Raw genomic sequence first — 25669 nt, forward strand, 5'->3', positions numbered from 1 at the left:
TTCTCCTCAGGCCGCGCCAACAACCAGCCAGTGCGCCACCATAAACAGCGCAAGGGCCAGGGTCGAAGCTACCCACATCAATCGAATCGTTTGGGAAATGTCGTCTACAGAAATGTCGCGTCGCGCATCGCCTATCCAGGGTTTCTCAACGCGCTGACCAAAGTAGTTATTAGGCCCGCCCAGACGAATCCCCAGCGCCCCAGCCACACAAGCCTCGGACCATGCGCAGTTTGGACTGCTGTGGTTGTAACGGTCACGCCAGCCGATCTGCAGTGCGCGGGCGCCATCCTGACGGCACAAAATAGCGGCAAGGCTAAGCAATAACCAACTCAGACGGGCCGGAAAGTAATTCGCCACATCATCAAGTCGGGCGCTGACCATACCGATAGCGCGGTATTTCTCATGCTTATAGCCCACCATAGAATCCAGGGTGTTGACCGCTTTGTAAGCCATCGCTAATGGAGCGCCGCCAATCAGCAGGAAAAACAGCGGCGCAATAATGCCGTCAACGGTGTTTTCCGCCACTGTCTCTACCACCGCACGATTGATTTGCTCCGGCTGTAACTGCGACGTGTCTCGCCCCACAATCCAGGAGAGTTTTTCCCGACTTTCGGCAAGGTTGCCTGCCCGCAGTGGACGCTCAACATCCATCGCGGCGTTTGCCAGGCAACGTCCCGCCAGGACGGTAAAGATCATCCAGACTTCAACCAGCCAGCCAAACCAGGGGTGAATCATCGTCGCCAGCGTCAGCACGCCCCAGGAAACACCCCAGGTCACGCCGACCACCAGCACCCACATCACCGCGCCGCCAATCCGCAGTGCACGCTCGCTATGGCAATAACGTCTGACAAGGCGCTGAACCGAGGAGATTAAATTGCCTATCCAGCGTACCGGATGCGGCCAGTTTTGCGGGTCGCCAATCATAAAATCGAGAAGCCAGGCAACGCCCCATGCAAGCAATGTCATAATGACTCCCTGCCCGCAGCCAGCCAGTGGTTCAACATTTCCGGACGCTGCGCGAAATGAACGTGAAGGTAACTGGCAAAGGTGTTACCCACCTGCCAGCCGCCAGCCCATTCCTGCAAGGTCTTACCGTCACGGACTTTACGGCACGCCATCACAGCGGGTATTTCCGGGGTAAAATCCGAGTAGTGAAACTCATGCCCTCGCAGCACATCGCCCGGTGCTGCCAGCAATGTTTGCTGCCTGGCCTGCGCTTCGCAGTAGCCGAAGCGGGTAAGCCGTTTTCCCATCCGGCTATGGCCCGGAATAACATCAACCATCGGGTATACCACGCCGGCAGCATCCTCCAGCGAGCTTCCCAGATACATCAAACCGCCGCACTCCGCATAGATAGCCACACCACGCTGATGCGCCGCCCGCAATTGCGACAACATATCTGTATTTTCAGCAAGCGCCGCCGCATGCAGTTCAGGATATCCACCGCCAAGCCAAATCATCTGGCAGTCAGGAAGTTTGCGGTCATGCAGAGGGCTAAAACGGGTAATACGAACGCCTGCGCGTTCCAGCAAAGTGATGTTGTCCGGGTAATAAAAATTGAAGGCTTCATCATCCGCGAGCGCCAGCGTAAGTCCTTCGCCAGCAGAGGCGGGAGGTACTGGCGGCCATTCGCCTTCAGGTAATGACGTGAGATGACTCAGCGAAAGCAGCGTGTCGATATCCAGTGTCTGCTCGAGAGAACTGGCAAACGCCTGCCACGGTTGCTGATTGATAACCGACTCTCGTGCGGTGACCAACCCAAGATGGCGCTCAGGCAACGAAACGCCCTCAGCACGAGGGACATAACCCAGAACAGGCACCGTGCAGTAGCGTTCAATTGCCGTTTTGAGGAGTTGGTAATGTGCTTCGCTGTTGACGCGATTAACAATGACGCCCGCAATGTTGAGTTCAGGATCAAAGTGCTGAAATCCCATCACCGTCGCGGCAATCGAGGTTGAAACCGCTTTGCCATCCACCAGCAGAATGACCGGGCAACCCAGTTGCTTCGCCATCGCCGCCGTACTGCAATAATTGGGGTCGGTGCCATAACCGTCGTACAGCCCCATCACACCTTCAATAACAGCAATATCAGCCTGCTGCATTTGCTCGCAAAACAACGCATTAAGAACGAACTCTGGGAGCATGAAACTGTCGAGATTGCGGGAGGCCGTGCCACAGACCGCCGTATGCCAGCCAGTGTCGAGATAATCAGGTCCCACTTTGCAGGGTTGTACACGCAGACCGCGACGTTTTAACAGACTCAACAAGCCCAGCGTTACCGTAGTTTTGCCACAGCCGCTTCCGGTGCCTGCAAGAATAAATGCGTGAGAACGTGCCGCCATACCCTGATCCTGTTCAGGGTGGTAGGGGTGTAGAGATGCGTTTGTAACCAGTCTTCAGACTGTACGCTTCTGATCAACCCACTTCCCACCGAAGTTGTTGGTAATGGCCGACAGGCAGGTCTTCTGGCTCAGCGTCATCCTCACCCGTCCTTCCCAATCTTGCGATCAGTGGCGTTTACGGGGTCGTCAGCATCACAGCAGCGGGGGCTGCGGGGGATTCTCACCCCCTTCCCTGCCACAAATGTGGCAAACCTGTCGACTTACGTTATGGGAATTTTTCGTAACCCATAACGGTAATTAAACTCTAATTACATCTTGCTCTTTCTTTCGCCAATTTTCTGGCGTTTACATGCATATTTCACTCGTATATGTACTGAATGAGTGCAACGGGGAAATAATAATAAAAACCATACTTCCCGAATCTGTATCTCATCACAAAAATAAAAACAGACGCAGTTTATCCCCCAAATAAGACTATTTTGTTGCGCTACGACAACTTATCGCATTGGGGTGTTTACTTTCATTTTATAATGACTGACATGCCACAGGATATCAAAAATCGGCAATTGCCAGATATTGATATTTATGCAGATTCAATAGAGGAATTTTCATTAATTTGCTGACGAAAAGTCTGCGGCGTCACCTGATACGTCTGGCGGAAAACTTTGCAGAAATAACTGGTTTGAGAAAAACCTAAATTACGCGCAATGCTGGCAATGCTCCAGTCACTGTGGCACAGCAGTTCCCTGGCGCTGGCCATCCTTTGCTGGTTTACCCATGCGTTAAAACCGATACCCTGATATTTTTTAAATAACTTGCTGAAGTAGTACGGGCTAAGATAAACATGTGAAGCGACATCCTCAAGACGTAGATCGTCCGACAAATGCGCATCAATGTAGCGCAGCGCTTTCTTAATTTTACTGTCATGCGGGTTAGGACTACGGTTCGTCCTGACCGGTTCAGCTTGCTGCGGGTTATCTTTTATAACAACAAAATTGAGTTGTTTTTTAAGGTAATTTTCAACAATAAGTTTCAACAGGTCTGCTGACGCCATCACCCTTGAATAGTCCATCTCAGGGACGTTATAAAATTCATTGAGCAGCTCGGGATCGGCCTGCCAGCGGTCATCCACATTGAGAATATCCACCAGACCGACATCGTTGCTTAAACGCACTTGTCCACAAAGGACGAACCCAACCAGATGACCCGCAATCACTAACGGAATAGAAAAATCGGTTAAACCGGCATGGCAACGATAAATACAAGGCTGGTCTGATTTTGATGCTTCCAGGCCACCGCAACGATCGCTCATACGGCAACGTGTACTGTGTTGAGGATGTTGGCGCATCAATTGACAAAATGGCGTGAAATTAAACAACTCAGAAATTTCATCACCATGAATATTGACAACCACAACAGCCAGACTGGTGGCTTGTGCAAAATCCTGCGCGATTTTATTAATGAGTTCGGAGTTCAGAGCACTCGCAGAAATCATGATAAAACCCCTCAGTTAATTTATTGTTATAAACAACACATTTTATTTACATTCGTTTAATCATTATCTTGAGATATTAATGATCAAAGCATAACGCACAATAACAAAAGTCCCCCATCCCTGGGAGACGTTTTATTCAGTTCGTGAAACCAGATCACAAATCATTTTACGTGTTTCAGAAAAAGCTTATCACTCCGGGGTTATCCCTCATTTTCTTCCAGTTTGCAGGCATTACACGGTAAGTTTTTACCAATAAAATAGCGATAGATTGCCGCCCCCCCGCAAGCCCCAACAATCGGTGCCACGATAGGGACAATAAAGTATGGGATATCACGCCCACCCGTCATGGCGATGTCTCCCCAGCCAGCCATCCACGCGAACAGTTTTGGACCAAAGTCACGAGCAGGGTTCATCGCAAATCCGGTAAGGGGACCCGTGGCAGCGCCGATAACCGCCACCAGTATCCCAATCAGCAAAGGGGCCAATGGTCCTTTAGGTACACCATTGCCATCGTCGGTCAGCGCCATAATCATTCCCATCAGAATGGACGTGATCACGACTTCCACCAGCGCCGCCTGCCATACACTCAAGGCCGCAGCTGGATAGGTACTGAAAATACTCGCCAGTTGCAAACTTTCGACGCTGCCACGCACCAGTTGGTGAGTCGATTCGAATTCACTAAACAGACTGCCATAAAGCAGATAGGCCAGCATCGCCCCGCCAAATGCCCCTGCAAGCTGGGCGATGGTATAGGGTAAAACCTTACGGCCAGGGAAACAGGCAAACAACCACAATGCAATCGTCACTGCCGGGTTTAAATGCGCCCCTGATATTCCGGCTGTCAGATAGACGGCAAGCGAAATTCCTAACCCCCAAATGATACAGATTTCCCATAATCCAAAACTTGCGCCAGCAACTTTGAGCGCGCTGAGGCAACCAATACCGAAAAACAAAAACAGCCCGGTGCCCAAAAATTCGGCAATGCATTGCGCTTTTAGTGAGTCGTTCATTGTGACACCTTCTAAGTAGAGTTTGTGTCTGTGCCAGCAAGCTTCCCCGCTGACGGCCCGACCTTCACTATAAAAACGGATCTCTGCAAATTGTTGGCAACCTGAAGGCTGGCAAGCTCAGAAAAATCGTGCCGCAATAACAAATTATTGCTGTTTGTTTACCCCAAACAGCAGATACCGCAAGCATTTCGGCAAATAAAACGCAGTTATTATTTTAATAATAAATTGCTCACCCCAACATTTAAATTTCCAGCAAACATCACATATTCGCTCCCATCTGGCAAATAATTATTATTTTGTCATCCATTAAAATGTAAAAATGAAATAACAAAAACAATATAATTATATAGCGTATTGCTTTATTTTTCTTTAAAAACATTAAGATAGAATAAACAACAGCAATTTAATGTTATTGAAACCCCACTATTTTTTCACGCTCAATGATAAGTCAGCCATTCTTTTTCCTCGCTTCTTTTTATAGTCCTGATTATCGGGACAACCCAGGCGAGGTCTTTATGCAACAAGAAGCATTAGGAATGGTAGAAACCAAAGGCTTAACCGCTGCCATCGAAGCCGCTGATGCGATGGTGAAATCAGCCAATGTCATGCTGGTCGGTTACGAAAAAATTGGCTCTGGACTGGTGACCGTTATCGTTCGCGGTGACGTCGGCGCAGTCAAAGCGGCTACCGATGCAGGTGCGGCAGCGGCCCGCAACGTGGGAGAAGTGAAAGCCGTACACGTTATTCCACGCCCGCATACCGATGTAGAAAAAATCTTACCGAAGGGAAATAGCTAATGAGCAGCAATGAGCTGGTGGAACAGATCATGGCGCAGGTGATTGCCCGCGTGGCAACCCCCGCTCAACCGGTCACCCCTGATAAACCCAATCCAAAACGAGAGACGGCTATGGCAGAAAAGAGCTGCAGTTTAACGGAATTTGTCGGCACCGCGATTGGCGACACAGTTGGTCTGGTCATCGCGAACGTAGACAGCGCGTTGCTGGAAGCGATGAAGCTTGAGAAGCGTTATCGCTCAATTGGCATTCTGGGCGCACGTACGGGCGCAGGCCCACACATTATGGCCGCAGATGAAGCCGTAAAAGCGACGAATACGGAAGTGGTCAGTATTGAACTTCCCCGCGACACCAAAGGCGGTGCCGGGCATGGTTCACTGATCATTTTGGGTGGCAACGATGTGTCAGACGTAAAACGCGGCATCGAAGTCGCGCTAAAGGAACTTGACCGTACCTTTGGCGATGTCTACGCCAATGAAGCGGGCCATCTGGAACTGCAGTACACCGCGCGCGCCAGTTATGCCCTTGAAAAAGCGTTCGGTGCACCTATTGGTCGCGCCTGCGGCGTCATCGTTGGCGCTCCCGCATCTGTTGGCGTGTTAATGGCTGATACCGCGCTGAAATCCGCCAACGTTGAGGTCGTAGCCTATAGCTCCCCGGCGCATGGAACCAGCTTCAGTAATGAAGCCATCCTGGTGATTTCCGGCGACTCCGGAGCTGTACGTCAGGCCGTTATCTCTGCTCGCGAAATTGGCAAAACCGTCCTGTCGACTCTCGGTTCTGAACCGAAAAACGATCGTCCGTCCTATATCTAATACCCATGAGGCTGATTCATGAGATCGAAAAGATTTGAAGCACTGGCGAAACGCCCTGTGAATCAGGACGGCTTCGTTAAGGAGTGGATCGAAGAAGGCTTCATTGCAATGGAAAGCCCGAACGATCCTAAACCCTCGATTAAAATCGTCAACGGCGCAGTGACTGAACTGGATGGCAAAGCCGCCAGCGAATTTGACCTGATTGACCATTTTATCGCCCGCTATGGGATTAATCTGACGCGCGCCGAAGAAGTCATGAAAATGGATTCGGTCAAGCTCGCCAATATGCTCTGCGATCCTAATGTAAAACGCAGCGACATCGTACCACTCACCACCGCGATGACGCCCGCCAAAATCGTTGAAGTAGTGTCACACATGAACGTGGTTGAGATGATGATGGCGATGCAGAAAATGCGCGCTCGTCGTACCCCTTCTCAACAGGCGCACGTGACCAACATCAAAGATAACCCGGTACAAATTGCTGCCGATGCCGCCGAAGGCGCATGGCGCGGATTTGATGAACAAGAGACGACAGTTGCGGTAGCGCGTTATGCCCCGTTCAACGCCATCGCTCTGCTCGTCGGCTCTCAGGTAGGTCGTCCTGGCGTATTAACCCAGTGTTCACTGGAAGAAGCTACCGAACTGAAACTCGGTATGTTAGGCCATACCTGCTACGCCGAAACCATCTCCGTTTATGGTACCGAACCTGTCTTTACCGACGGTGACGATACCCCCTGGTCGAAAGGCTTTCTGGCCTCCTCTTACGCCTCTCGCGGCCTGAAAATGCGGTTTACCTCCGGTTCCGGCTCTGAAGTGCAAATGGGTTACGCCGAAGGTAAGTCGATGCTGTACCTGGAAGCGCGCTGCATTTACATCACGAAAGCCGCAGGTGTGCAGGGGTTACAAAACGGTTCGGTGAGCTGCATTGGTGTGCCTTCCGCAGTGCCATCAGGGATTCGCGCCGTGTTAGCCGAAAACCTGATCTGCTCGTCACTGGACCTGGAATGCGCCTCCAGTAACGACCAGACGTTTACCCACTCTGACATGCGCCGTACTGCACGCCTGTTGATGCAGTTCCTGCCGGGAACTGACTTTATCTCCTCCGGTTATTCTGCGGTGCCGAACTACGACAACATGTTTGCCGGTTCCAACGAAGATGCAGAGGATTTTGACGACTACAACGTCATCCAGCGCGACCTGAAGGTGGACGGGGGCTTACGTCCGGTACGTGAAGAAGACGTCATCGCCATTCGTAATAAAGCCGCTCGCGCACTGCAGGCCGTCTTTGCCGGTATGGGTCTCCCACCGATCACTGACGAAGAAGTCGAAGCCGCCACTTACGCCCACGGTTCGAAAGACATGCCGGAACGTAACATCGTTGAAGATCTCAAGTTCGCACAAGAGATCATCAATAAGAACCGTAACGGTCTGGAAGTGGTAAAAGCCCTCGCCCAGGGCGGTTTCACAGACGTTGCTCAGGACATGCTCAACATCCAGAAAGCCAAGCTGACCGGAGACTATCTGCATACCTCCGCCATTATCGTTGGTGATGGACAAGTGCTCTCAGCAGTAAACGACATTAACGATTATGCCGGTCCGGCAACAGGTTATCGCCTGCAAGGCGAACGCTGGGAAGAGATAAAAAATATCCCTGGCGCACTCGATCCCAACGAACTTGGCTAAGGGGTGAAAAATGGAAATTAATGAAAAGCTGCTGCGCCAGATAATTGAAGATGTGCTGTCCGAAATGCAGAGCAGTGACAAACCAGTGACCTTGCGTACACCCGCTGTTCAGGCAGCCCCTGCACAGGGCGAAAGCTTTCTGACTGAAATTGGCGAAGCCAAACAAGGTGCTCAGCAAGACGAAGTCATCATTGCTGTTGGCCCGGCATTTGGTCTGTCGCAAACCGTCAATATCGTCGGTCTGCCGCACAAGAGCATTCTGCGCGAAGTGATCGCGGGTATTGAAGAAGAAGGTATCAAGGCACGTGTGATTCGCTGTTTTAAATCTTCCGATGTGGCGTTCGTTGCCGTTGAAGGAAATCGCCTGAGCGGCTCTGGTATCTCTATCGGCATCCAGTCTAAAGGGACGACGGTCATTCACCAGCAAGGATTACCACCACTTTCCAACCTGGAGCTTTTCCCTCAGGCCCCGCTGCTCACGCTGGAAACGTATCGTCAAATTGGTAAAAACGCCGCCCGCTATGCCAAGCGAGAATCTCCGCAACCTGTTCCGACGCTGAATGATCAAATGGCGCGCCCGAAATATCAGGCTAAATCGGCCATTTTGCATATCAAAGAGACGAAGTATGTCGTGACGGGCAAAAACGCCCAGGAACTGCGCGTGGCGCTTTAACAAAGGATACCTCCATGAATACCGAAGCAATTGAATCGATGGTACGGGATGTGTTGAGCCGCATGAACAGCCTGCAAGGCGAAACGCCCGCCTCTACCGCAGTGAATGCGTCGACACATACCGCGAAGGTGACCGACTACCCACTGGCGAACAAACATCCTGAGTGGGTCAAAACAGCAACCAACAAAACGCTGGATGACTTCACAATTGAAAATGTCCTGAGCAATAAAGTGACCGCGCAGGACATGCGTATCACGCCGGAAACACTGCGTATTCAGGCCGCTATCGCCAAAGATGCCGGCCGTGACCGACTGGCGATGAACTTTGAACGCGCAGCGGAACTGACCGCCGTACCCGACGAACGAATCCTTGAGATCTATAACGCACTGCGTCCTTACCGTTCAACGAAAGAAGAGCTGATGGCCATTGCGGACGATCTCGAAAATCGTTATCAGGCAAAGATTTGCGCAGGTTTCATTCGTGAAGCGGCCATGTTGTACGTCGAGCGCAAAAAACTTAAAGGCGACGATTAAACGGAGAAAATCCATGCGGTATATCGCTGGTATTGATATTGGCAACTCATCAACAGAAGTCGCTCTGGCGACGCTGAATGAGTCTGGCGTACTGACCATCACCGGCAGTGCGCTGGCGGAAACGACTGGGATCAAGGGCACATTACGCAATGTGTTCGGTATTCAGGAAGCGCTTACGCTGGCGGCAAAAAACGCCGGTATCAATGTCAGTGATATTTCGCTTATCCGCATCAACGAAGCCACGCCAGTGATTGGCGATGTGGCGATGGAAACTATCACGGAAACCATCATCACTGAGTCAACCATGATCGGCCACAACCCGAAAACCCCAGGCGGAGTCGGTCTTGGCGTCGGGATAACCATTACGCCGGAAGAGTTGCTGACTCGTCCTGCCAATGTCGCTTACATCCTGGTCGTATCAGCAGCGTTCGATTTCGCCGATGTCGCCACCATGATTAACGCCTCCGTGCGTGCGGGGTATCAATTGACCGGCGTCATTCTGCAGCAGGATGACGGTGTGCTGGTCAATAATCGTCTTGAAAAGCCCATTCCTATTGTTGATGAAGTTCGGTATATCGACCGAATTCCTCTTGGGATGCTGGCCGCTATTGAGGTCGCCGTCCCTGGGAAGGTGATCGAAACACTGTCTAACCCTTACGGCATCGCTACAGTTTTTAATCTCAGTGCGGAAGAGACCAAAAACATTGTGCCGATGGCGCGCGCGCTGATTGGCAACCGCTCCGCCGTAGTGGTGAAAACACCCTCGGGTGATGTGAAAGCTCGCGCCATACCGGCCGGAAATATTGAACTGCTGTCACAGGGGCGCACGCGTCGAGTTGATGTAGCTGCAGGTGCCGAAGCCATTATGAAAGTGGTCGGCGAATACCCCAAACTGGACAATGTAACGGGTGAAGCCGGAACCAATATTGGCGGCATGCTTGAACATGTGCGCCAGACAATGGCAGAACTCACCAACAAACCCAGCAACGAAGTGTTTATTCAAGACTTGTTAGCTGTCGATACTTCAGTACCCGTGAGTGTTACAGGTGGATTAGCCGGAGAGTTTTCGCTGGAACATGCCGTCGGCATCGCCTCAATGGTGAAGTCAGATCGCCTGCAAATGGCAATGATTGCCCGCGAAATAAAGCAAAAGCTCAACGTTGACGTACAGATCGGCGGCGCAGAAGCTGAAGCCGCCATTCTGGGTGCCTTAACCACGCCTGGCACCACGCGTCCACTGGCTATTTTGGATCTGGGTGCAGGTTCAACTGACGCCTCCATCATCAACGCGAAAGGTGACATTATCGCCACGCACCTCGCCGGTGCTGGCGATATGGTCACGATGATCATCGCTCGCGAACTGGGTCTGGAAGATCGTTATCTGGCCGAGGAGATCAAAAAGTACCCGTTAGCCAAGGTGGAAAGTTTGTTTCATCTGCGCCATGAGGACGGCAGCGTTCAGTTCTTCCCCACCTCGCTCCCTCCATCAGTGTTTGCACGTGTTTGCGTCGTGAAACCTGATGAACTGGTTCCTCTCCCTGGCGATCTGGCCCTGGAGAAAGTGCGCGCCATTCGCCGCAGCGCAAAAGAGCGAGTCTTTGTCACTAACGCCCTGCGCGCGCTACGCCAGGTAAGTCCAACCGGCAATATCCGCGACATACCATTCGTGGTGCTGGTTGGCGGTTCTTCCCTGGACTTTGAAGTCCCGCAACTGGTCACCGATGCGCTGGCGCACTATCGGCTGGTTGCCGGGCGAGGAAACATTCGCGGTAGCGAAGGACCAAGAAACGCCGTCGCAACAGGATTGATCCTTTCCTGGCATAAGGAGTTTGTGTATGGACAGTAATCATGTCTCGCCAGCGATTGTTGTCACCGCCATTGACGGCACACTCTCAGACTGGAATGACGTCCTGTTGGGTATCGAAGAAGAAGGTATTCCCTTCGTTATTCAGGAGCAGATTTCAGACGATGTCGTTCAGTGCGCGTGGCAGGCGGCACGCCAGTCACCGCTGCTCGTAGGTATAGCCTGCGACAGTGAAACATTGGTTGTGCATTACAAGAATTTACCCGCATCAGCGCCGCTATTTACGCTGACCTATCACCAAGATAACCCCGCACGTCGACGTATTGGCAACAACGCCGCGCGGCTGGTTAAGGGCCTTCCCTTCCGGGATGGTCACTCATAATCCACAGGAGAACTGCAGTATGAATAACGCACTGGGACTGGTTGAAACAAAAGGGCTGGTAGCCGCGATTGAAGCCGCCGATGCCATGGTGAAATCCGCCAACGTGCAGTTGGTTGGCTATGAAAAGATCGGCTCGGGTTTAGTGACCGTGATGGTTCGCGGTGATGTCGGTGCCGTAAAAGCGGCCGTGGACGCAGGAAGTGCTGCGGCAAGCGCGGTAGGCGAAGTCAAATCCTGCCACGTCATCCCACGCCCGCACAGCGACGTTGAGGCCATTTTACCTAAATCTGCCTAAGTCACTTCGAAAAAGGAGCACAGCGTGAAGCAATCACTGGGATTACTTGAAGTTAGTGGTCTGGCATTAGCCATCAATTGCGCGGATGTCATGGCGAAAGCCGCTTCCATCACGCTGGTTGGCCTTGAAAAGACCAACGGTTCAGGCTGGACGGTGATCAAAATTACCGGTGATGTGGCCTCTGTTCAGGCAGCCATCATCACTGGCGCCAGTTTTGCCGACCAGCAAGCAGGTCTGGTCGCACATAAAGTCATCGCCCGGCCTGGCGAAGGCATTCTTTCTTACCGCGTAGAGACGTCGCCCGAGTCAATTCCCGAGGCTGCTCCCGAAGAGCCTCAGGAAGAGATCCTTGTTGAGCCGTTTTTACCTGAGAGCGCACAGGGAACGGAACTGATCAGTTGCAATCTTTGCCTCGATCCACAATGCAAACGCCAGAAGGGGGAACCCCGCTCTCTCTGTCTGCATTCCGGTAAGCGAGGTGACGCGTAATGGATAAGCAACTGCTGGAGACGACCGTAAGCCAGGTACTGGAAGAGATGCGTGAGCGCCCTATTCCGCTGGGCGTTTCTAATCGTCATATCCATCTTTGCGCAGAAGACTATGCCCGTCTTTTTCCTGGCCATCCGATCAGCGAGAAAAAAGCGCTATTACAGCCTGGACAATACGCCGCCGAGCAAACCGTCACATTGGTCGGCCCAAAAGGTCAGTTAAAAAATGTTCGCCTGCTTGGGCCATTGCGTAATACGAGTCAGGTTGAAATCTCCCGTACCGACGCCAGAACATTGGGCGTCGCAGCCCCTTTGCGTATGTCTGGCGCTCTACAAGGAACGCCGGGGATCCGCCTTGTCAGTCCGTTTGCCGAACTGGATCTCACGTCGGGCGTGATTATCGCCCGCCGCCATATTCATATGTCACCGTTAGATGCACTGATCCTGCGCGTTTCGCACGGCGACAGCGTCTCTGTGGCCATTGAGGGTGATGAACGGCGGTTGATTTTTGACAACGTTGCTGTTCGCGTTTCACCCGATATGCGTCTTGAGATGCACATCGACACCGACGAAGCCAATGCGGCGGGCGCAGATAATCCGCACGCATTCGCCAAACTGGTAACACCACGATGAACGGCGAAATGGTGCAGCGTATCGTCGAGGAGGTCGTTGCTCGTCTGCTGCGTCGTGCCGACAGTACGGTCACGCTGAGTGCCGCGCAACTACGGGAAATCGATGCCCGGACACTGTTTTGCCAGCATTCATCTTTGCATGTTCATCAGGTTGACCTGCCATTACTGGAGCAACTTGCGCAGAACGATTCGTCAAATACAACGGCGGTCATGATCCACGAGGCGCTGGCATTTGGGCTCCGCGTACAGCTGTCAGTGCAGCGTCGTTTGTTACCGGCTTTACCGGTGAAAAAACTGGCACGCCTGCCTCTGGCATTCAGTGATGAGCTGGGGCAGACCGTCATCCTGCACCCGGTCAATCTTTTAAGTTATGCCGACGTGGCTCGCCTCCCCAGCGTATTGCTGGTGCTGCATCGTCAATGTGTCATTACCGCTCTGGCTCGTGAAGCCGCAGGCACACGCAATATTCATCTCATAAAACAGGAGTGAACCATGCATCTGGCACGCGTTACAGGCGCGGTGGTATCCACACAAAAATCACCTTCTCTGGTGGGGAAAAAACTCCTGCTGGTACGTCGGGTCTGTGCCGATGGGGAACTGCCCTCACAGCCCACCACAGGTGATGAAGTGGCGGTTGATTCCGTAGGGGCTGGCATTGGCGAATTAGTGTTGCTCAGCAGCGGCTCCAGCGCCAGACATGTATTTAGCGGTCCCAATGAGGCCATAGACCTGGCCATTGTCGGCATCGTCGACACGGTTTCTCGTTAAGGGGGAATGATGGCGATTTATACCCGAACAGGTGATGCCGGAACAACCGCTCTGTTTACCGGCCAACGCGTCAGTAAAACACATCCGCGTGTTGAAGCTTATGGAACGCTGGATGAACTTAATGCCGCACTGAGTCTGTGTGTGTGTGCTTGCGCCTGCGCGCAACATCGCACGCTACTGGAGTCTATTCAGTTGCAGATCTTCTGGTTTAGCGCTGAGCTTGCCAGTGAAAGCGAACAACCGGCATCAGGGCAGCGTTACATCAGTTCAGAAGAAATTACCGCACTTGAAATCGCTATTGATACTGCGATGAACCGCGTCCCCCCCTTGCACAGCTTTATCCTGCCGGGTCGGTGTGAGGCGGCAAGTCGATTGCACTTTGCGCGGACGTTAGCGCGTCGCGCAGAGCGACGTCTGGTGGAGCTATCTGAAAATGTCGCGGTCAGGCATGTACTGATGCGCTACATCAACCGGCTCTCAGATTGTTTGTATGCCCTGGCGCGCGCCGAGGACAACGATGCTCATCAAAGCAACATTATTCGGGAAGTGACAAAGCGTTATCTGGCTTCTGGTCACGCCCCCTCCATGAAGGAATCCGCAATGTCCCTCTCATTTCAGGAGCTTCATCAGTTAACCCGTTCAGCCGTTGAGCGGGCACAAGAATTACAGGTGCCTGTTGTCGTCAGCATCGTAGATGCCCATGGCGTAGAAACCGTGACCTGGCGTATGCCGGATGCTCTGTTGGTGAGCAGTGAACTGGCGCCGAAGAAAGCATGGACGGCTGTTGCGATGAAAACCGCGACCCATGAGCTTTCCGCTGTGGTACAGCCCGGCGCGGCGCTCTATGGTCTGGAAAGTCATCTACAAGGCAAAGTGGTGACGTTTGGCGGCGGATATGCGCTATGGCGTGACGGTGTACTGATTGGGGGTCTTGGGATCAGCGGCGGTAGCGTTGAACAGGACATGGAAATTGCACAAACCGCCATTGCGGCCATTAACGTGAGAACACATCAATGAATACTTCTGAACTGGAAACCCTCATCCGAACCATTCTGAGCGAACAGTTAGCACCCACCAGCGCGGACGTAAAAGGGAATGGTATCTTTCAGTCCGTTGATGAGGCAATCAACGCCGCACACCAGGCATTTTTACGTTATCAGCAGTGCCCGCTAAAAACCCGAAGCGCCATTATCAGCGCTATTCGTGAAGAGCTTAATTCGCACCTTACAACGCTTGCCGAAGAGAGCGCGGTAGAAACCGGAATGGGCAATAAAGAAGACAAGTTCCTCAAGAATAAAGCCGCTCTGGAAAACACGCCAGGTATTGAAGATCTCACCACAACGGCGTTGACAGGCGATGGTGGCATGGTGCTATTCGAATATTCGCCGTTTGGCGTTATCGGTTCCGTTGCCCCCAGCACCAACCCCACCGAAACCATCATCAATAACAGCATCAGCATGCTGGCGGCGGGAAACAGCGTTTATTTCAGTCCGCATCCAGGGGCCAAAAACGTCTCTCTTAAGTTGATCAGCATGATAGAGGAGATAGCGTTCCGCAGTTGTGGGATCCGCAACCTGGTCGTCACTGTCGCAGAACCCACGTTTGAGGCGACCCAGCAAATGATGGTACACCCCCACATTGCGGTACTGGCGATCACCGGCGGCCCTGGTATCGTGGCGATGGGGATGAAAAGCGGCAAAAAAGTCATTGGCGCAGGCGCGGGAAATCCTCCCTGCATCGTCGATGAAACTGCGGATTTAGTGAAGGCTGCGGAAGATATCATTAACGGCGCTTCCTTCGATTACAACCTGCCCTGTATTGCAGAAAAGAGCCTGATTGTCGTGGCGTCCGTTGCCGACAACCTGATCCAACAAATGCAGAGCTTTGGCGCGATGCTCCTCACCCCGGCAGAAACGGATAAACTCCGTGCGACCTGCCTTCCGGAAGGTCAGGCCAATAAAAAACTGGTTGGCAAAAGCCCCGAAACCATGCTGGAAGCCGCTGGTATCACGGTTCCCGCCAAAAAACCACGCTTGCTGATCGCGGTCGTAGACGCGAACGATGCCTGGGTTACCAGCGAACAGTTGATGCCGATGTTACCGATCGTGAAAGTAAAGGACTTCGACAGCGCACTGACGCTGGCCATCAAAGTCGAAGAAGGTCTGCACCATACCGCCATTATGCACTCGCAGAATGTTTCACGACTGAACCTGGCAGCCCGCACATTGCAAACCTCTATTTTTGTGAAAAACGGTCCGTCCTATGCGGGTATTGGCGTTGGAGGCGAAGGGTTCACCACCTTTACGATTGCCACACCAACGGGTGAAGGGACAACCTCAGCCAAAACATTCGCGCGGTCTCGTCGCTGCGTACTGACAAACGGTTTTTCAATCCGTTAATGAGGTTGTGATGAATACCTTTTCACTACAAACCCGTTTGTACAGCGGCCAGGGCAGTCTGGACGTGCTAAAGCGCTTTACGAACAAGCATATCTGGATTATTTGCGATGGTTTTCTCGCGCGTTCACCGCTAATCGACACGCTGCGAGAAACGTTGCCTGCCAGTAATCGTATCAGCGTGTTTAGTGAGATAACGCCAGACCCCACCATCAGCACCGTCGTGCAAGGGATTGCGCAAATGCAATCCCTGCGCCCCGATGTCGTAATAGGTTTTGGGGGCGGTTCCGCGCTTGACGCCGCCAAAGCCATCGTCTGGTTCAGCCGCCAGTTTGGTATTGAAATCGAAACCTGTGTTGCCATTCCAACCACCAGCGGCACTGGGTCTGAAGTCACCAGTGCGTGTGTGATAAGCGATCCCGATAAAGGGATTAAATACCCGCTGTTCAACAATGCGCTCTATCCGGATATGGCGATCCTCGATCCCCGACTGGTCGTTAGCGTCCCCGCCAATATCACCGCCAATACCGGTATGGACGTATTAACCCATGCCCTTGAGGCCTATGTTTCATCACGGGCCAGCGATTTCACTGACGCACTGGCGGAAAAAGCCGCGCAAATCGTTTTTCAGTATCTGCCCGTAGCCGTTAAAAAAGGGGATTGTCTGGCGACTCGAGGGAAAATGCACAACGCGTCAACCCTGGCTGGCATGGCGTTTAGCCAGGCCGGTCTGGGGCTTAACCATGCCATCGCACACCAGCTGGGAGGCCAGTTTCACCTCGCTCATGGGCTTGCCAATGCACTGCTACTTACCTCAGTCATTCGTTTTAATGCGCAGGATCCGCGAGCGGCAAAACGGTACGTAAGATTCGCAAAAGCTTGTCAGTTATGTCCTGACAATGCGAACGACATCACAGGGCTGAATGCGCTGATTCACAGAATTGAACAACTCATAAGACAATGCGACATCCCTCCTTTTTCCGAGGTCCTGAATGATGGTAAAACTGAGTATTCCCAGCGAATACCTGCCATGGTTCAGGCTGCACTGGCAGATGTCACGTTAAAAACTAATCCGCGTCCCACTGACGCCAGCGCCATTCAAAAGTTGTTGGAGGAATTGATATGAATACGGCTTCTAATGCCTTCGAATTCACTGAACTTATCGTTTGCGATGCTCAGGCAATCCGAGAAAGAGTTCGTGCTGCGGGGGTGGTAGGTGCCGGAGGCGCTGGGTTTCCCGCGCATGTCAAACTGCAGGCGCAGGTAGACATCTTCCTCGTCAACGCCGCAGAATGTGAACCGATGCTGAAGGTCGACCAACAGCTAATGGCCCAACAGGCGGCTCGTCTGGTTCGTGGCGTGCAATATGCAATGAAAGCAACTGGTGCCCGCGAAGGCATTATTGCCCTCAAAGAAAAGTACCGCCCGGCCATTGCCGCGTTAACACCTCTTCTCCCTTCGGACATCAGGTTGCACATTTTACCGGATGTCTATCCTGCGGGTGATGAGGTTATGACTATCTGGATGGCAACAGGTAGACGTGTCCCTCCAGCGGCGTTGCCTGTCAGTGTGGGGGTCGTCGTTAATAACGTGCAGACAGTGCTGAATATCGCAAGAGCCGTAGAACAGCAGTACCCTGTCACGCGCCGTACTCTGACGGTTAATGGTGCCGTGGCTCACCCACAGACATTGACCGTCCCCATTGGAATGTCATTACGTGAGGTTCTCTCTCTGGCGGGAGGCGCTACCATTGATGCCCCAGGTTTTATCAATGGTGGTCCAATGATGGGACAATTGCTCACCACGCTGGATACCCCGGTAACCAAAACAACGGGGGGATTGCTGGTATTACCTGAAAAGCATCCACTGATTCAGCGGCGAAAGCAGGATGAGCGCACCCTACTTTCTGTTGCGAAAACAGTCTGCGAACAGTGTCGGTTATGTACTGATTTGTGCCCACGACATTTGATAGGACATGAATTATCGCCACACCTGCTGGTACGTGCGGTAAACTATCAACAGGCCGCAACACCCCAACTGTTGCTCAGCGCATTGACCTGTTCGGAATGTAATGTTTGTGAAAGTGTCGCCTGTCCGGTGGGTATCTCCCCGATGCGTATTAACCGCATGCTGAAACGTGAGTTACGGGCGAAAAATTTCCGTTATGAAGGACCACTGAATCCTGCTGATGAAATGGCGAAATATCGACTGGTTCCGGTAAAACGACTGATTGCAAAATTGGGCCTGAATGACTGGTATCACGAAGCACCGCTATCAGAAGCCGAACATCTGACAGATAAAACCACCCTACTTTTGCGTCAACATATTGGTGCCAACGCCATCCCACAGGTGCAAAAAGGCGACCGCGTCATTCGTGGCGAATGCGTAGCCGATGTCCCTGCCGGCGCATTAGGTGCCCCCATTCACGCCAGTATTGACGGCATCGTTAGTGACGTCACTGAACAGGCCATTACGGTTGTAAGAGGTTAAGCATGTCTCAGGCAATAGGTATTTTAGAACTCACCAGTATAGCCAAAGGAATGGAATCAGGCGATGCGATGCTGAAAAGCGCCAACGTGAATCTTCTGGTCAGTAAGACCATCTGCCCTGGCAAATTTTTACTGATGATCGGTGGTGATGTGGGCGCTGTGCAGCAAGCCATTGCCACCGGTACATCACTTGCCGGCGATATGCTTGTCGACAGCCTGGTGTTACCCAATATTCATGCCAGTGTGCTCCCCGCGATCAGCGGGCTGAACAGTGTTGATAAGCGTCAGGCCGTCGGGATTGTGGAAACCTGGAGCGTGGCGGCTTGTATTAGCGCCGCCGACCGAGCCGTTAAAACCTCGAACGTGACGCTGGTTCGTGTACATATGGCGTTTGGTATCGGAGGTAAATGCTACATGGTAGTGGCAGGTGATGTATCTGATGTTAACAACGCTGTGACCGTGGCCAGTGACTGCGCGGGCGAAAAAGGACTTTTGGTCTACCGCTCTGTTATTCCACGCCCACATGAATCAATGTGGCGGCAAATTGTGGAGGGATAATGGAAAGACAACCCACCACGGACCGAATGATACAGGAATATGTTCCCGGCAAGCAGATAACGCTGGCACATTTGATTGCCAATCCAGGCAAAGATTTATTTAAAAAACTGGGGCTTCAGGATGTCGTATCAGCTATCGGTATTCTGACCATCACCCCCAGCGAAGCTTCCATTATTGCCAGTGATATCGCCACCAAGTCAGGTGCCGTGGAGATTGGTTTTCTTGACAGATTCACGGGGGCCGTTGTGTTAACGGGGGATGTTTCTGCCGTTGAATACGCGCTGAAACAAGTTACGAGAACACTAAATGAGATGATGCATTTTACCTCATGCCCCGTCACGAGGACCTGACACTATGAAGCGTATGATGCTCATTGGCCCCAGCCAGTGTGGTAAAACGTCGCTCACTCAATGTTTACGTGGCGAGACGCTTCATTACCAAAAAACACAGGCCATCGTATGGTCCTCTGACACAATTGACACCCCGGGCGAATATCTCGAGAACCGCTGCCTCTACAGCGCGCTGCTGGTGAGCGCCTGCGAAGCCGAAATGATTGCCCTGGTTTTGAACGCCGATGCCCCCTGGTCGCCCTTTTCACCCGGGTTTACAGCACCGATGAACAGACCCGTCATTGGCATCGTCACCAAATCCGATCTGGCCAACGCATCGCGTATATCAACCGTACAGAACTGGTTGACCCAGGCTGGGGCTGAACACATCTTTACCACCAGCGCCGTGACGAATTCAGGAGTCGATGAAATGTTTGATTTTCTGACCGCAAAGGAATCTTCATGTCTCACAGAATAATGGCCATTAACGCAGGCAGTTCATCGCTAAAATTCCAGCTACTGGCGATGCCACAAGGCGCGGCTATCTGCCAGGGTTTGATCGAACGTATTGGTATGGTTAATGCGCAGGTCACAATAAAAACGCCCACGCAAAAATGGCAAGAAACATTGCCGATGGCGGACCATCGTGAAGCCGTTGCGTTACTGCTGGAAAAGCTCATTGATTATCGAATTATCAACACATTAAATGACATCACAGGTGTCGGCCACCGTGTCGCCCACGGTGGCGAATCGTTTAAAGACTCGGCGCTGATCACGGATGAAACACTGGCGCAAATAGAACATCTTGCGGAACTGGCCCCGCTGCACAATCCGGTCAATGTCATTGGCATTAAAGTATTTCGTCAATTGTTACCCAACACGCCGTCAGTGGCCGTTTTTGATACAGCTTTTCATCAGACGCTGGATGAACCCGCCTACGTCTATCCGCTGCCCTGGCGCTATTACGCAGAGCTCGGCATTCGTCGCTACGGATTCCACGGCACCAGCCATAAATATGTCAGTGCCACACTGGCGGAAAAACTGGGGGTTCCACTCAGTGCGCTACGGATTGTGTGTTGTCATCTTGGCAACGGCAGCAGCATTTGTGCTATCAAAGGCGGGTTGTCCGTAAACACCTCTATGGGATTCACGCCGCAGTCAGGCGTAATGATGGGTACCCGCAGTGGCGATATCGATCCGTCCATTTTACCGTGGATTGCCCAGCGAGAAGGTAAAACACCGCAGCAACTTAATCATTTATTAAATAACGAGTCAGGCTTGCTGGGGGTCTCCGGAATATCCAGTGATTACCGCGATGTTGAACAAGCCGCTGATGCGGGGAATCGACAGGCAGCACTGGCGCTCACCCTGTTTGCGGAACGTATCCGCGCCACGATAGGCAGTTACATTATGCAGATGGGCGGACTGGATGTTCTCCTGTTTACCGGTGGGATTGGCGAAAACTCATCCCGCGCCCGGTCAGCAATCTGCCATAACCTGCATTTTCTTGGGCTGGCGATTGATGAAGAAAAAAATCAACGCAACAGCACGTTCATTCAAACAGACAACGCGATGGTCAAGGTGGCGGTGATTAATACCAATGAAGAACTCATGATCGCACAAGATGTTATGAGAATTGCTTTAACCGAAACAGCAGCTTTATGCATGCCCGCGTGATAAAGCATCACTATAAATTGCGACAAATCAAGACAATAGCACGACCGGCATGACACTATGCGCCGAAAATTGCTGATCAGGAAGGTGAAAACATGGCTGTAGCACAATGCCCGGCGTCATGCGGTGAACTTATTCAGGGTTGGATTCTTGGCAGTGAGAAGCTGGTCTCCTGCCCTGTTGACTGGTACAGCACCGTTGAGGTGAGATCAGGTTCGCCTCTGGTGGATGAACGTTCACTTTCTCGCACGATGGTAGATCGGGTGCTCGCGCACTTTAACCACCCTGCCCACTGGAGCCAGGAGATACGGGTGGATGTCCACTCCACCATTCCTGTCGCCAAAGGAATGGCCAGCAGTACGGCAGATATCGCGGCAACGGCGCTTGCCACCGCGCACCATCTGGGCCACACGCTTAATGAGTCCACCCTTGCCCAGCTTTGCGTATCACTCGAACCCACCGACAGCACCGTTTTCCGCCAGCTTACGCTTTTTGATCATAATGATGCTTCTACGCAGATCGCCTGTGAAGCGCAACCGCAGCTCGACCTTTTAGTGCTTGAAAGCCCCGTGACGTTACGTACGTCGGATTATCACCGTATTCCCCGCCTTGATCGTTTACACGCGGGCGAGGCAGCCTTGCAGCAGGCCTGGGAAAAGGTGCAGGAAGCATGCATAACGCAAAATCCGCGACGAATGGGAGAAGCCGCGACCCTGAGCGCTATCGCCAGTCAGATGTTACTGCCAAAACCCGACTTCAATACTTTGTTATCGCTCGTTGAAGAGTGCGATTTATATGGCGTGAATGTGGCGCACAGCGGCAGCGTTGTCGGTTTGATGCTGGACCGGGAGCGTCATGATGTCGATTACATTCAATGGACGCTTGCAGAAAGAAAGCTGACGAGCCATTGGCCAGAACAGCATTTACTCAGAATGGTTAACGGTGGGGTTGAACTGCAGTGAGAATCGAACTGCGATCCTCACTGCGGTAACGCATTATTCTGCTTTTGCGTCAGGGTTTTTCATTTCACCCATTGCTTTGAGCTTTTTAGAAATGTCGCGACGTTCTTTGGAGATTTCTGCGTTTTTGATGATGTAATCATCAACGCGATCTTCATAGTCGGTTTTCATGCTGGCGATAATGCCCTGGATCGCTTCAACGCTCATACCAGGTTTGATGTAGTCGCTCAGGTTGTCCAGCAGCAGCACACGCTTCTGGTTGTCACGGATCTTTTTCTCAACGTCCTGGATTTCACGTTGCAGCTTGTTCTTACGGCGAAACAGACGAACAAATTCCAGCACGTCCTGGAAAGAAGGCTTGGTAGTTTCCATTTTTACACCCCTGATAATGTGAGATTCGGATTCGTTTAAGCAACCGCGACAAGTAAGGGTCAACATTACTTTTAGCCGTTGCAGATGACAATGGTTTTATCCTTTTTCCGTATCATACCCCTATTCCTTGCTGAATCGAAGCAGCAGTAGAATCATTCACCTTATCTGCTCTTTATTTGCGCAATGCGCGACAGATCAAATGCGAGAGTAGCTCAAGTTGGCGCGCGGTTTCCATGCTTAGCCAAACATAGCCATGAATAGGGATTTCAGCCACACTGTCGCTATGCTGTTCATTAATCAGTTGCCGAAGTTCCGCCACAATATCGTTCAGCTTTCCGGTGTTTGCCAGCACGGGCTGCGGGTTTCCTTCATGCAACGCATGCGCAATCGTCAGTAACGTTTGCTGGATCATCTGTTGCGTTTCACGCAGTGTATGGGCATTCAGCATCACGAAATGACTGGTGCGCGATGCCCAGTGTGCATTAATTTGCAGCTCGAGCATGCAGACCAGATTGCGGTTAATTGTTTGAATTGCTTCAAATATCGATTTATGAATATGGCTTTCTTTACTGGCAGGTGTAATTAAGCTGCGCATTTTCACGACATCCCCAAGTAGCTGCTGAAAATGTTTATCCAGCCGGGGACGTTCAAGCAAGTTAGGCGAAAGCGCTGCCTGATAGAGCCGGTTATAGGACGTGACGCACTGCGCCAACTGGATCCGCCAATGTAAAAACGCCCGTTGCGGCCAGATACCGGTAAACAACATCGCCAAAAGCGACCCCAGAATCACATCGCCGCCTCGCCATAATGCCGTCTCCATATCGCCTGCCGGCGCACCTACCACCACAGCCAGGGTGATCCCTATCAACAACGCCTGATACGGTTTTTTGCCGAGCGCCAGCCACCCGCACAGGAACATCGCCACCGCGCACCAGATAATCATCAGCGGTAATGAGAAAAGCTCCAGGCGCAGCGCCACCAACCCTAATGCCGCCCCCAGAATCGTACCGCCGATACGTTCAAAGGCCCGGGGTACCACGTTACCCCAAAAGGAGATCGGCCCCATAATGACCACCAGCGTAATAAGCGGCCACGTGCCTTCCGGGATATGGAACAGACGAACAAACAGAAACGTGAGGATAAATGCCAACGCAATGCGAATGCCATGCACGACGCGGTAGTGACGATACAAACGAATTTCAAAGGGGCTCAGCGACTTATCAGTACGCACTTTCGGCTCCATCTGGAAATCACAAAGAACGCATTGTACCTGCTTTTTCACTGAAAACATCACTGCTGCGGACAGATCTTATCCAGAATGAACGAATGTCACGATCGTCCGCGCAGTAACGCCAAAATATCAATTTCACGGCTTCGGTTGTACCGGTATATGCATTTCAATATCCCAGTACCCGTCTTCTGCCCCATTGTTTAGATAGAGTTCAAAACACGGTTTGCCGGACATCTGGTAGCGGCTATCCTGCAGCACGCTATTGAAAAACTGATACCACGGCGTCGCGAAATCGTTATTTTCAACGCGAGTGGCAGCAACAGCATATTGACCGCCCACAATTTCCGTGAGGATCACGCCTTCGCTGTTTCCTGGCAACGTGAAATTAGCCGGTACTGAAACAACGGTATCGCAACGCAGTTTCTCCGCCGGGACTTCATCAGGGTTATCGTAGTAGACGGCAATCCATTCCAGCGGCTCGATCTGGTTTCCATCAACCCACATCATCAGTTGTTCAAAACCTTGTTTTACCGTTTTTTCCCACGGTCCAACCATGTGAAAACCGGCAATCCTGCGTTTCTCGGCTTGTCTGATCTCGTAATTCATAATGCCTCCATCATTACACTGTTGTTATATACAGTATAATTGACACATAACAACCACAAGGAAAGAGTGATTATTATGCGAGCAGACTCGCACTCTCGCCAGTCTGCTCTGGAATAATTCCGTTATGCCTTATGGTGAAAATAATCGCTCAGACGCGAAAAAACGCCGCCTTCCCCAACGGACTCCAGCGTCACCAGCGGCCAGTGCGCGACCAGTTTGTCCCGATCGTAGAGTTCAATTTCGCCAACCCGTTGATGCGCAGCAATGGGGGCGACAATCTCGTTTTTATCAAGCACATATTTTGCTTTGATATGAGGAATTTCTGCTTTTGGAAGCGCCAACCAAAAATCCTGCTCTGTGCCTAATGCAATTTTCTCTTTGTCACCGTACCAGATACGCTCGCTACCGACTTTCTTCCCACTTTTAAGAATTTGTACGGTGTCGAAGTTCTGTTGCCCCCAGTGCAACAGTTTACGGGCTTGATCTTCGCGGCCCTTCGGGCTTTCAGCCCCCATCACCACTGCGATAAGACGGCGCTGCCCATCCACGGCAGAGGCGATAAGGTTATATCCGGCACCCGATGTGTGTCCGGTTTTAAGACCATCAACGTTGAGTGTTTTATCCCACAGCAGGCCGTTGCGGTTGTGCTGCGTGATACCATTCCAGGTGAGACTCTTTTCGCTATACATATGATAAAACTCAGGTTCACCATGAATAATCGCCCGCGAAAGTACCGCCAGGTCATACGCCGAACTGTGCTGACCCGGCGCATCCAGCCCGTGTACCGTTTCAAAATGCGTATCCTGTAAATTTAGCTTTTGCACATAGCGGTTCATCATGGCCACAAACTGCGGCTGTCCCCCGGCAATGTAATCCGCCAGCGCCACGCAAGCATCGTTGCCTGAATCGACAATCAGCCCACGACTTAAATCATGCACTGTGACGCGGTCGCCCTCTTTTAAAAACATCAATGAGGAACCCACAAACACGGGATTATCTTTTGCCCAGGCATCACGTCCGACAGTCACAATGTCGTCGCGGCTAATACGATGACTGTCAATGGCGCGGTCAACCACATACCCGGTCATCAGTTTGGTCAGGCTGGCAGGGTTACGCTGCTGATGTTCGTTATTGGCGGTAAGAATCTGTCCTGTCGTGTAATCCATGAGCACCCACGCCCCTGCGTCAATGGCTGGCGGCTGGGGGGCAAAGTCGGGGGTATCAGCAGCAAAGGCAGATGTAAGATTCAACGCAAACAGAGACGCGACAATAAACAAACGGGATTTCAACAGCATGTCCTCAGAAAGAGAATAGTTTGCTGTTCTTTTTACGGAAGTTCGG

The 25669-nt window shown here is 51.9% G+C and carries 29 protein-coding genes and 1 riboswitch; of the genes, 21 read left to right on the forward strand and 8 right to left on the reverse strand.

The window, feature by feature from the left end; translation table 11 throughout:
• Nucleotides 1–6: 6 nt before the first annotated feature.
• From cbiB to pduF, 4 genes are all read right to left on the reverse strand, one after another.
• A complete protein-coding gene (cbiB, locus tag CJP72_RS05455) occupies nucleotides 7–966 on the reverse strand; it encodes an adenosylcobinamide-phosphate synthase CbiB (RefSeq protein WP_162379882.1) in 960 nt (319 codons plus the stop codon).
• Complete coding sequence (locus CJP72_RS05460; RefSeq protein ID WP_162379883.1) at nucleotides 963–2342, reverse strand: cobyrinate a,c-diamide synthase; 1380 nt, start codon at nucleotides 2340–2342, stop codon at nucleotides 963–965. The genes cbiB and CJP72_RS05460 overlap by 4 nt, the downstream gene beginning before the upstream one ends.
• A 96-nt stretch (nucleotides 2343–2438) precedes the next feature.
• Nucleotides 2439–2613: riboswitch (cobalamin riboswitch) on the reverse strand.
• Between the two features lie 312 nt (nucleotides 2614–2925).
• Entirely contained in the window at nucleotides 2926–3837 is a 912-nt protein-coding gene (pocR, locus tag CJP72_RS05465; RefSeq protein ID WP_162379884.1) for a transcriptional regulator PocR, read from the reverse strand.
• Nucleotides 3838–4037: 200 nt separating this feature from the next.
• Nucleotides 4038–4847, reverse strand: coding sequence for a propanediol diffusion facilitator PduF (gene pduF / locus CJP72_RS05470; protein WP_162379885.1), 810 nt, complete (start codon nucleotides 4845–4847; stop codon nucleotides 4038–4040).
• 515 nt (nucleotides 4848–5362) lie between these two features.
• On the opposite strand from pduF, the gene pduA reads away from it, so the two are divergent.
• From pduA to CJP72_RS05575, 21 genes are all read left to right on the forward strand, one after another.
• On the forward strand, nucleotides 5363–5644 hold the full coding sequence (pduA, locus tag CJP72_RS05475) for a propanediol utilization microcompartment protein PduA (RefSeq protein ID WP_162379886.1): 282 nt from the start codon (nucleotides 5363–5365) through the stop codon (nucleotides 5642–5644).
• Nucleotides 5644–6456: a propanediol utilization microcompartment protein PduB gene (gene pduB, locus CJP72_RS05480; RefSeq protein ID WP_162379887.1), complete on the forward strand. Its 813-nt coding sequence runs from the start codon at nucleotides 5644–5646 to the stop codon at nucleotides 6454–6456. The genes pduA and pduB overlap by 1 nt, the downstream gene beginning before the upstream one ends.
• An 18-nt stretch (nucleotides 6457–6474) precedes the next feature.
• Complete coding sequence (pduC, locus tag CJP72_RS05485) at nucleotides 6475–8139, forward strand: propanediol dehydratase large subunit PduC (protein ID WP_162379888.1); 1665 nt, start codon at nucleotides 6475–6477, stop codon at nucleotides 8137–8139.
• Between the two features lie 10 nt (nucleotides 8140–8149).
• Complete coding sequence (locus tag CJP72_RS05490) at nucleotides 8150–8812, forward strand: propanediol/glycerol family dehydratase medium subunit (RefSeq protein WP_162379889.1); 663 nt, start codon at nucleotides 8150–8152, stop codon at nucleotides 8810–8812.
• Between the two features lie 14 nt (nucleotides 8813–8826).
• Nucleotides 8827–9345, forward strand: a complete 519-nt coding sequence (gene pduE / locus CJP72_RS05495) for a propanediol dehydratase small subunit PduE (RefSeq protein WP_162379890.1) — start codon at nucleotides 8827–8829, stop codon at nucleotides 9343–9345.
• A 13-nt stretch (nucleotides 9346–9358) separates the two neighbouring features.
• The gene (locus tag CJP72_RS05500; protein WP_162379891.1) at nucleotides 9359–11191 is read left to right on the forward strand and encodes a diol dehydratase reactivase subunit alpha; all 1833 of its coding nucleotides are present in this window, start codon (nucleotides 9359–9361) and stop codon (nucleotides 11189–11191) included.
• Nucleotides 11181–11531 (forward strand): glycerol dehydratase reactivase beta/small subunit family protein, encoded by a 351-nt coding sequence (locus tag CJP72_RS05505; protein ID WP_162379892.1) that lies wholly within the window; start codon nucleotides 11181–11183, stop codon nucleotides 11529–11531. Before CJP72_RS05500 ends, CJP72_RS05505 begins: the two co-directional genes overlap by 11 nt.
• Before the next feature lie 19 nt (nucleotides 11532–11550).
• Complete coding sequence (gene pduJ, locus CJP72_RS05510; RefSeq protein WP_162379893.1) at nucleotides 11551–11826, forward strand: propanediol utilization microcompartment protein PduJ; 276 nt, start codon at nucleotides 11551–11553, stop codon at nucleotides 11824–11826.
• A 24-nt stretch (nucleotides 11827–11850) separates the two neighbouring features.
• Entirely contained in the window at nucleotides 11851–12315 is a 465-nt protein-coding gene (locus tag CJP72_RS05515) for a BMC domain-containing protein (protein WP_162379894.1), read from the forward strand.
• Nucleotides 12315–12947, forward strand: a complete 633-nt coding sequence (locus CJP72_RS05520; RefSeq protein WP_162379895.1) for a phosphate propanoyltransferase — start codon at nucleotides 12315–12317, stop codon at nucleotides 12945–12947. Before CJP72_RS05515 ends, CJP72_RS05520 begins: the two co-directional genes overlap by 1 nt.
• On the forward strand, nucleotides 12944–13435 hold the full coding sequence (gene pduM, locus CJP72_RS05525; protein ID WP_162379896.1) for a microcompartment protein PduM: 492 nt from the start codon (nucleotides 12944–12946) through the stop codon (nucleotides 13433–13435). The genes CJP72_RS05520 and pduM overlap by 4 nt, the downstream gene beginning before the upstream one ends.
• 3 nt (nucleotides 13436–13438) lie before the next feature.
• Nucleotides 13439–13714, forward strand: coding sequence for a EutN/CcmL family microcompartment protein (locus CJP72_RS05530; protein ID WP_162379897.1), 276 nt, complete (start codon nucleotides 13439–13441; stop codon nucleotides 13712–13714).
• A 9-nt stretch (nucleotides 13715–13723) separates the two neighbouring features.
• The gene (pduO, locus tag CJP72_RS05535; protein ID WP_162379898.1) at nucleotides 13724–14731 is read left to right on the forward strand and encodes a two-domain cob(I)yrinic acid a,c-diamide adenosyltransferase PduO; all 1008 of its coding nucleotides are present in this window, start codon (nucleotides 13724–13726) and stop codon (nucleotides 14729–14731) included.
• Entirely contained in the window at nucleotides 14728–16113 is a 1386-nt protein-coding gene (gene pduP / locus CJP72_RS05540; protein WP_162379899.1) for a CoA-acylating propionaldehyde dehydrogenase PduP, read from the forward strand. Before pduO ends, pduP begins: the two co-directional genes overlap by 4 nt.
• 10 nt (nucleotides 16114–16123) lie before the next feature.
• Nucleotides 16124–17236 carry a 1-propanol dehydrogenase PduQ gene (locus CJP72_RS05545; RefSeq protein WP_162379900.1) on the forward strand — a complete coding sequence of 371 codons (1113 nt, stop codon included), beginning with the start codon at nucleotides 16124–16126 and terminating at the stop codon, nucleotides 17234–17236.
• Nucleotides 17233–18600 (forward strand): 4Fe-4S dicluster domain-containing protein, encoded by a 1368-nt coding sequence (locus CJP72_RS05550; protein WP_162379901.1) that lies wholly within the window; start codon nucleotides 17233–17235, stop codon nucleotides 18598–18600. The genes CJP72_RS05545 and CJP72_RS05550 overlap by 4 nt, the downstream gene beginning before the upstream one ends.
• Nucleotides 18601–18602: 2 nt before the next feature.
• Nucleotides 18603–19157 carry a propanediol utilization microcompartment protein PduT gene (gene pduT / locus CJP72_RS05555; RefSeq protein ID WP_162379902.1) on the forward strand — a complete coding sequence of 185 codons (555 nt, stop codon included), beginning with the start codon at nucleotides 18603–18605 and terminating at the stop codon, nucleotides 19155–19157.
• Nucleotides 19157–19507 carry a propanediol utilization microcompartment protein PduU gene (gene pduU / locus CJP72_RS05560; RefSeq protein ID WP_162379903.1) on the forward strand — a complete coding sequence of 117 codons (351 nt, stop codon included), beginning with the start codon at nucleotides 19157–19159 and terminating at the stop codon, nucleotides 19505–19507. Before pduT ends, pduU begins: the two co-directional genes overlap by 1 nt.
• Nucleotides 19508–19511: 4 nt before the next feature.
• Nucleotides 19512–19964: a propanediol utilization protein PduV gene (gene pduV, locus CJP72_RS05565; RefSeq protein ID WP_162379904.1), complete on the forward strand. Its 453-nt coding sequence runs from the start codon at nucleotides 19512–19514 to the stop codon at nucleotides 19962–19964.
• The gene (locus CJP72_RS05570; protein ID WP_162379905.1) at nucleotides 19949–21163 is read left to right on the forward strand and encodes an acetate/propionate family kinase; all 1215 of its coding nucleotides are present in this window, start codon (nucleotides 19949–19951) and stop codon (nucleotides 21161–21163) included. The genes pduV and CJP72_RS05570 overlap by 16 nt, the downstream gene beginning before the upstream one ends.
• Before the next feature lie 92 nt (nucleotides 21164–21255).
• Nucleotides 21256–22122: an L-threonine kinase gene (locus tag CJP72_RS05575; RefSeq protein WP_162379906.1), complete on the forward strand. Its 867-nt coding sequence runs from the start codon at nucleotides 21256–21258 to the stop codon at nucleotides 22120–22122.
• Nucleotides 22123–22155: 33 nt separating this feature from the next.
• Here the strand turns inward: CJP72_RS05575 and CJP72_RS05580 are convergent, their stop codons facing one another.
• The 4 genes from CJP72_RS05580 to dacD form a co-directional block, all read right to left on the reverse strand.
• Nucleotides 22156–22491 carry a DUF496 family protein gene (locus tag CJP72_RS05580; RefSeq protein WP_162379907.1) on the reverse strand — a complete coding sequence of 112 codons (336 nt, stop codon included), beginning with the start codon at nucleotides 22489–22491 and terminating at the stop codon, nucleotides 22156–22158.
• Nucleotides 22492–22663: 172 nt separating this feature from the next.
• A complete protein-coding gene (locus CJP72_RS05585) occupies nucleotides 22664–23722 on the reverse strand; it encodes an FUSC family protein (protein ID WP_162379908.1) in 1059 nt (352 codons plus the stop codon).
• Nucleotides 23723–23857: 135 nt separating this feature from the next.
• Nucleotides 23858–24328 (reverse strand): DNA gyrase inhibitor SbmC, encoded by a 471-nt coding sequence (gene sbmC / locus CJP72_RS05590; protein ID WP_162379909.1) that lies wholly within the window; start codon nucleotides 24326–24328, stop codon nucleotides 23858–23860.
• A gap of 122 nt (nucleotides 24329–24450) precedes the next feature.
• On the reverse strand, nucleotides 24451–25623 hold the full coding sequence (gene dacD / locus CJP72_RS05595) for a serine-type D-Ala-D-Ala carboxypeptidase DacD (RefSeq protein ID WP_162379910.1): 1173 nt from the start codon (nucleotides 25621–25623) through the stop codon (nucleotides 24451–24453).
• Between the last annotated feature and the right edge of the window lie 46 nt (nucleotides 25624–25669).

Source organism: Citrobacter sp. NCU1 (assembly GCF_010231475.1).
In the GTDB taxonomy this organism is placed as follows: domain Bacteria; phylum Pseudomonadota; class Gammaproteobacteria; order Enterobacterales; family Enterobacteriaceae; genus Citrobacter_D.

Bases quoted from the DNA above. Each gene is read 5' to 3' on its own strand.
- cbiB (WP_162379882.1), bottom strand. From the start codon at position 966: ATGACATTGCTTGCATGGGGCGTTGCCTGGCTTCTCGATTTTATGATT.
- CJP72_RS05460 (WP_162379883.1), bottom strand. From the start codon at position 2,342: ATGGCGGCACGTTCTCACGCATTTATTCTTGCAGGCACCGGAAGCGGC.
- pocR (WP_162379884.1), bottom strand. From the start codon at position 3,837: ATGATTTCTGCGAGTGCTCTGAACTCCGAACTCATTAATAAAATCGCG.
- pduF (WP_162379885.1), bottom strand. From the start codon at position 4,847: ATGAACGACTCACTAAAAGCGCAATGCATTGCCGAATTTTTGGGCACC.
- pduA (WP_162379886.1), top strand. From the start codon at position 5,363: ATGCAACAAGAAGCATTAGGAATGGTAGAAACCAAAGGCTTAACCGCT.
- pduB (WP_162379887.1), top strand. From the start codon at position 5,644: ATGAGCAGCAATGAGCTGGTGGAACAGATCATGGCGCAGGTGATTGCC.
- pduC (WP_162379888.1), top strand. From the start codon at position 6,475: ATGAGATCGAAAAGATTTGAAGCACTGGCGAAACGCCCTGTGAATCAG.
- CJP72_RS05490 (WP_162379889.1), top strand. From the start codon at position 8,150: ATGGAAATTAATGAAAAGCTGCTGCGCCAGATAATTGAAGATGTGCTG.
- pduE (WP_162379890.1), top strand. From the start codon at position 8,827: ATGAATACCGAAGCAATTGAATCGATGGTACGGGATGTGTTGAGCCGC.
- CJP72_RS05500 (WP_162379891.1), top strand. From the start codon at position 9,359: ATGCGGTATATCGCTGGTATTGATATTGGCAACTCATCAACAGAAGTC.
- CJP72_RS05505 (WP_162379892.1), top strand. From the start codon at position 11,181: ATGGACAGTAATCATGTCTCGCCAGCGATTGTTGTCACCGCCATTGAC.
- pduJ (WP_162379893.1), top strand. From the start codon at position 11,551: ATGAATAACGCACTGGGACTGGTTGAAACAAAAGGGCTGGTAGCCGCG.
- CJP72_RS05520 (WP_162379895.1), top strand. From the start codon at position 12,315: ATGGATAAGCAACTGCTGGAGACGACCGTAAGCCAGGTACTGGAAGAG.
- pduM (WP_162379896.1), top strand. From the start codon at position 12,944: ATGAACGGCGAAATGGTGCAGCGTATCGTCGAGGAGGTCGTTGCTCGT.
- CJP72_RS05530 (WP_162379897.1), top strand. From the start codon at position 13,439: ATGCATCTGGCACGCGTTACAGGCGCGGTGGTATCCACACAAAAATCA.
- pduO (WP_162379898.1), top strand. From the start codon at position 13,724: ATGGCGATTTATACCCGAACAGGTGATGCCGGAACAACCGCTCTGTTT.
- pduP (WP_162379899.1), top strand. From the start codon at position 14,728: ATGAATACTTCTGAACTGGAAACCCTCATCCGAACCATTCTGAGCGAA.
- CJP72_RS05545 (WP_162379900.1), top strand. From the start codon at position 16,124: ATGAATACCTTTTCACTACAAACCCGTTTGTACAGCGGCCAGGGCAGT.
- CJP72_RS05550 (WP_162379901.1), top strand. From the start codon at position 17,233: ATGAATACGGCTTCTAATGCCTTCGAATTCACTGAACTTATCGTTTGC.
- pduT (WP_162379902.1), top strand. From the start codon at position 18,603: ATGTCTCAGGCAATAGGTATTTTAGAACTCACCAGTATAGCCAAAGGA.
- pduU (WP_162379903.1), top strand. From the start codon at position 19,157: ATGGAAAGACAACCCACCACGGACCGAATGATACAGGAATATGTTCCC.
- pduV (WP_162379904.1), top strand. From the start codon at position 19,512: ATGAAGCGTATGATGCTCATTGGCCCCAGCCAGTGTGGTAAAACGTCG.
- CJP72_RS05570 (WP_162379905.1), top strand. From the start codon at position 19,949: ATGTCTCACAGAATAATGGCCATTAACGCAGGCAGTTCATCGCTAAAA.
- CJP72_RS05575 (WP_162379906.1), top strand. From the start codon at position 21,256: ATGGCTGTAGCACAATGCCCGGCGTCATGCGGTGAACTTATTCAGGGT.
- CJP72_RS05580 (WP_162379907.1), bottom strand. From the start codon at position 22,491: ATGGAAACTACCAAGCCTTCTTTCCAGGACGTGCTGGAATTTGTTCGT.
- sbmC (WP_162379909.1), bottom strand. From the start codon at position 24,328: ATGAATTACGAGATCAGACAAGCCGAGAAACGCAGGATTGCCGGTTTT.
- dacD (WP_162379910.1), bottom strand. From the start codon at position 25,623: ATGCTGTTGAAATCCCGTTTGTTTATTGTCGCGTCTCTGTTTGCGTTG.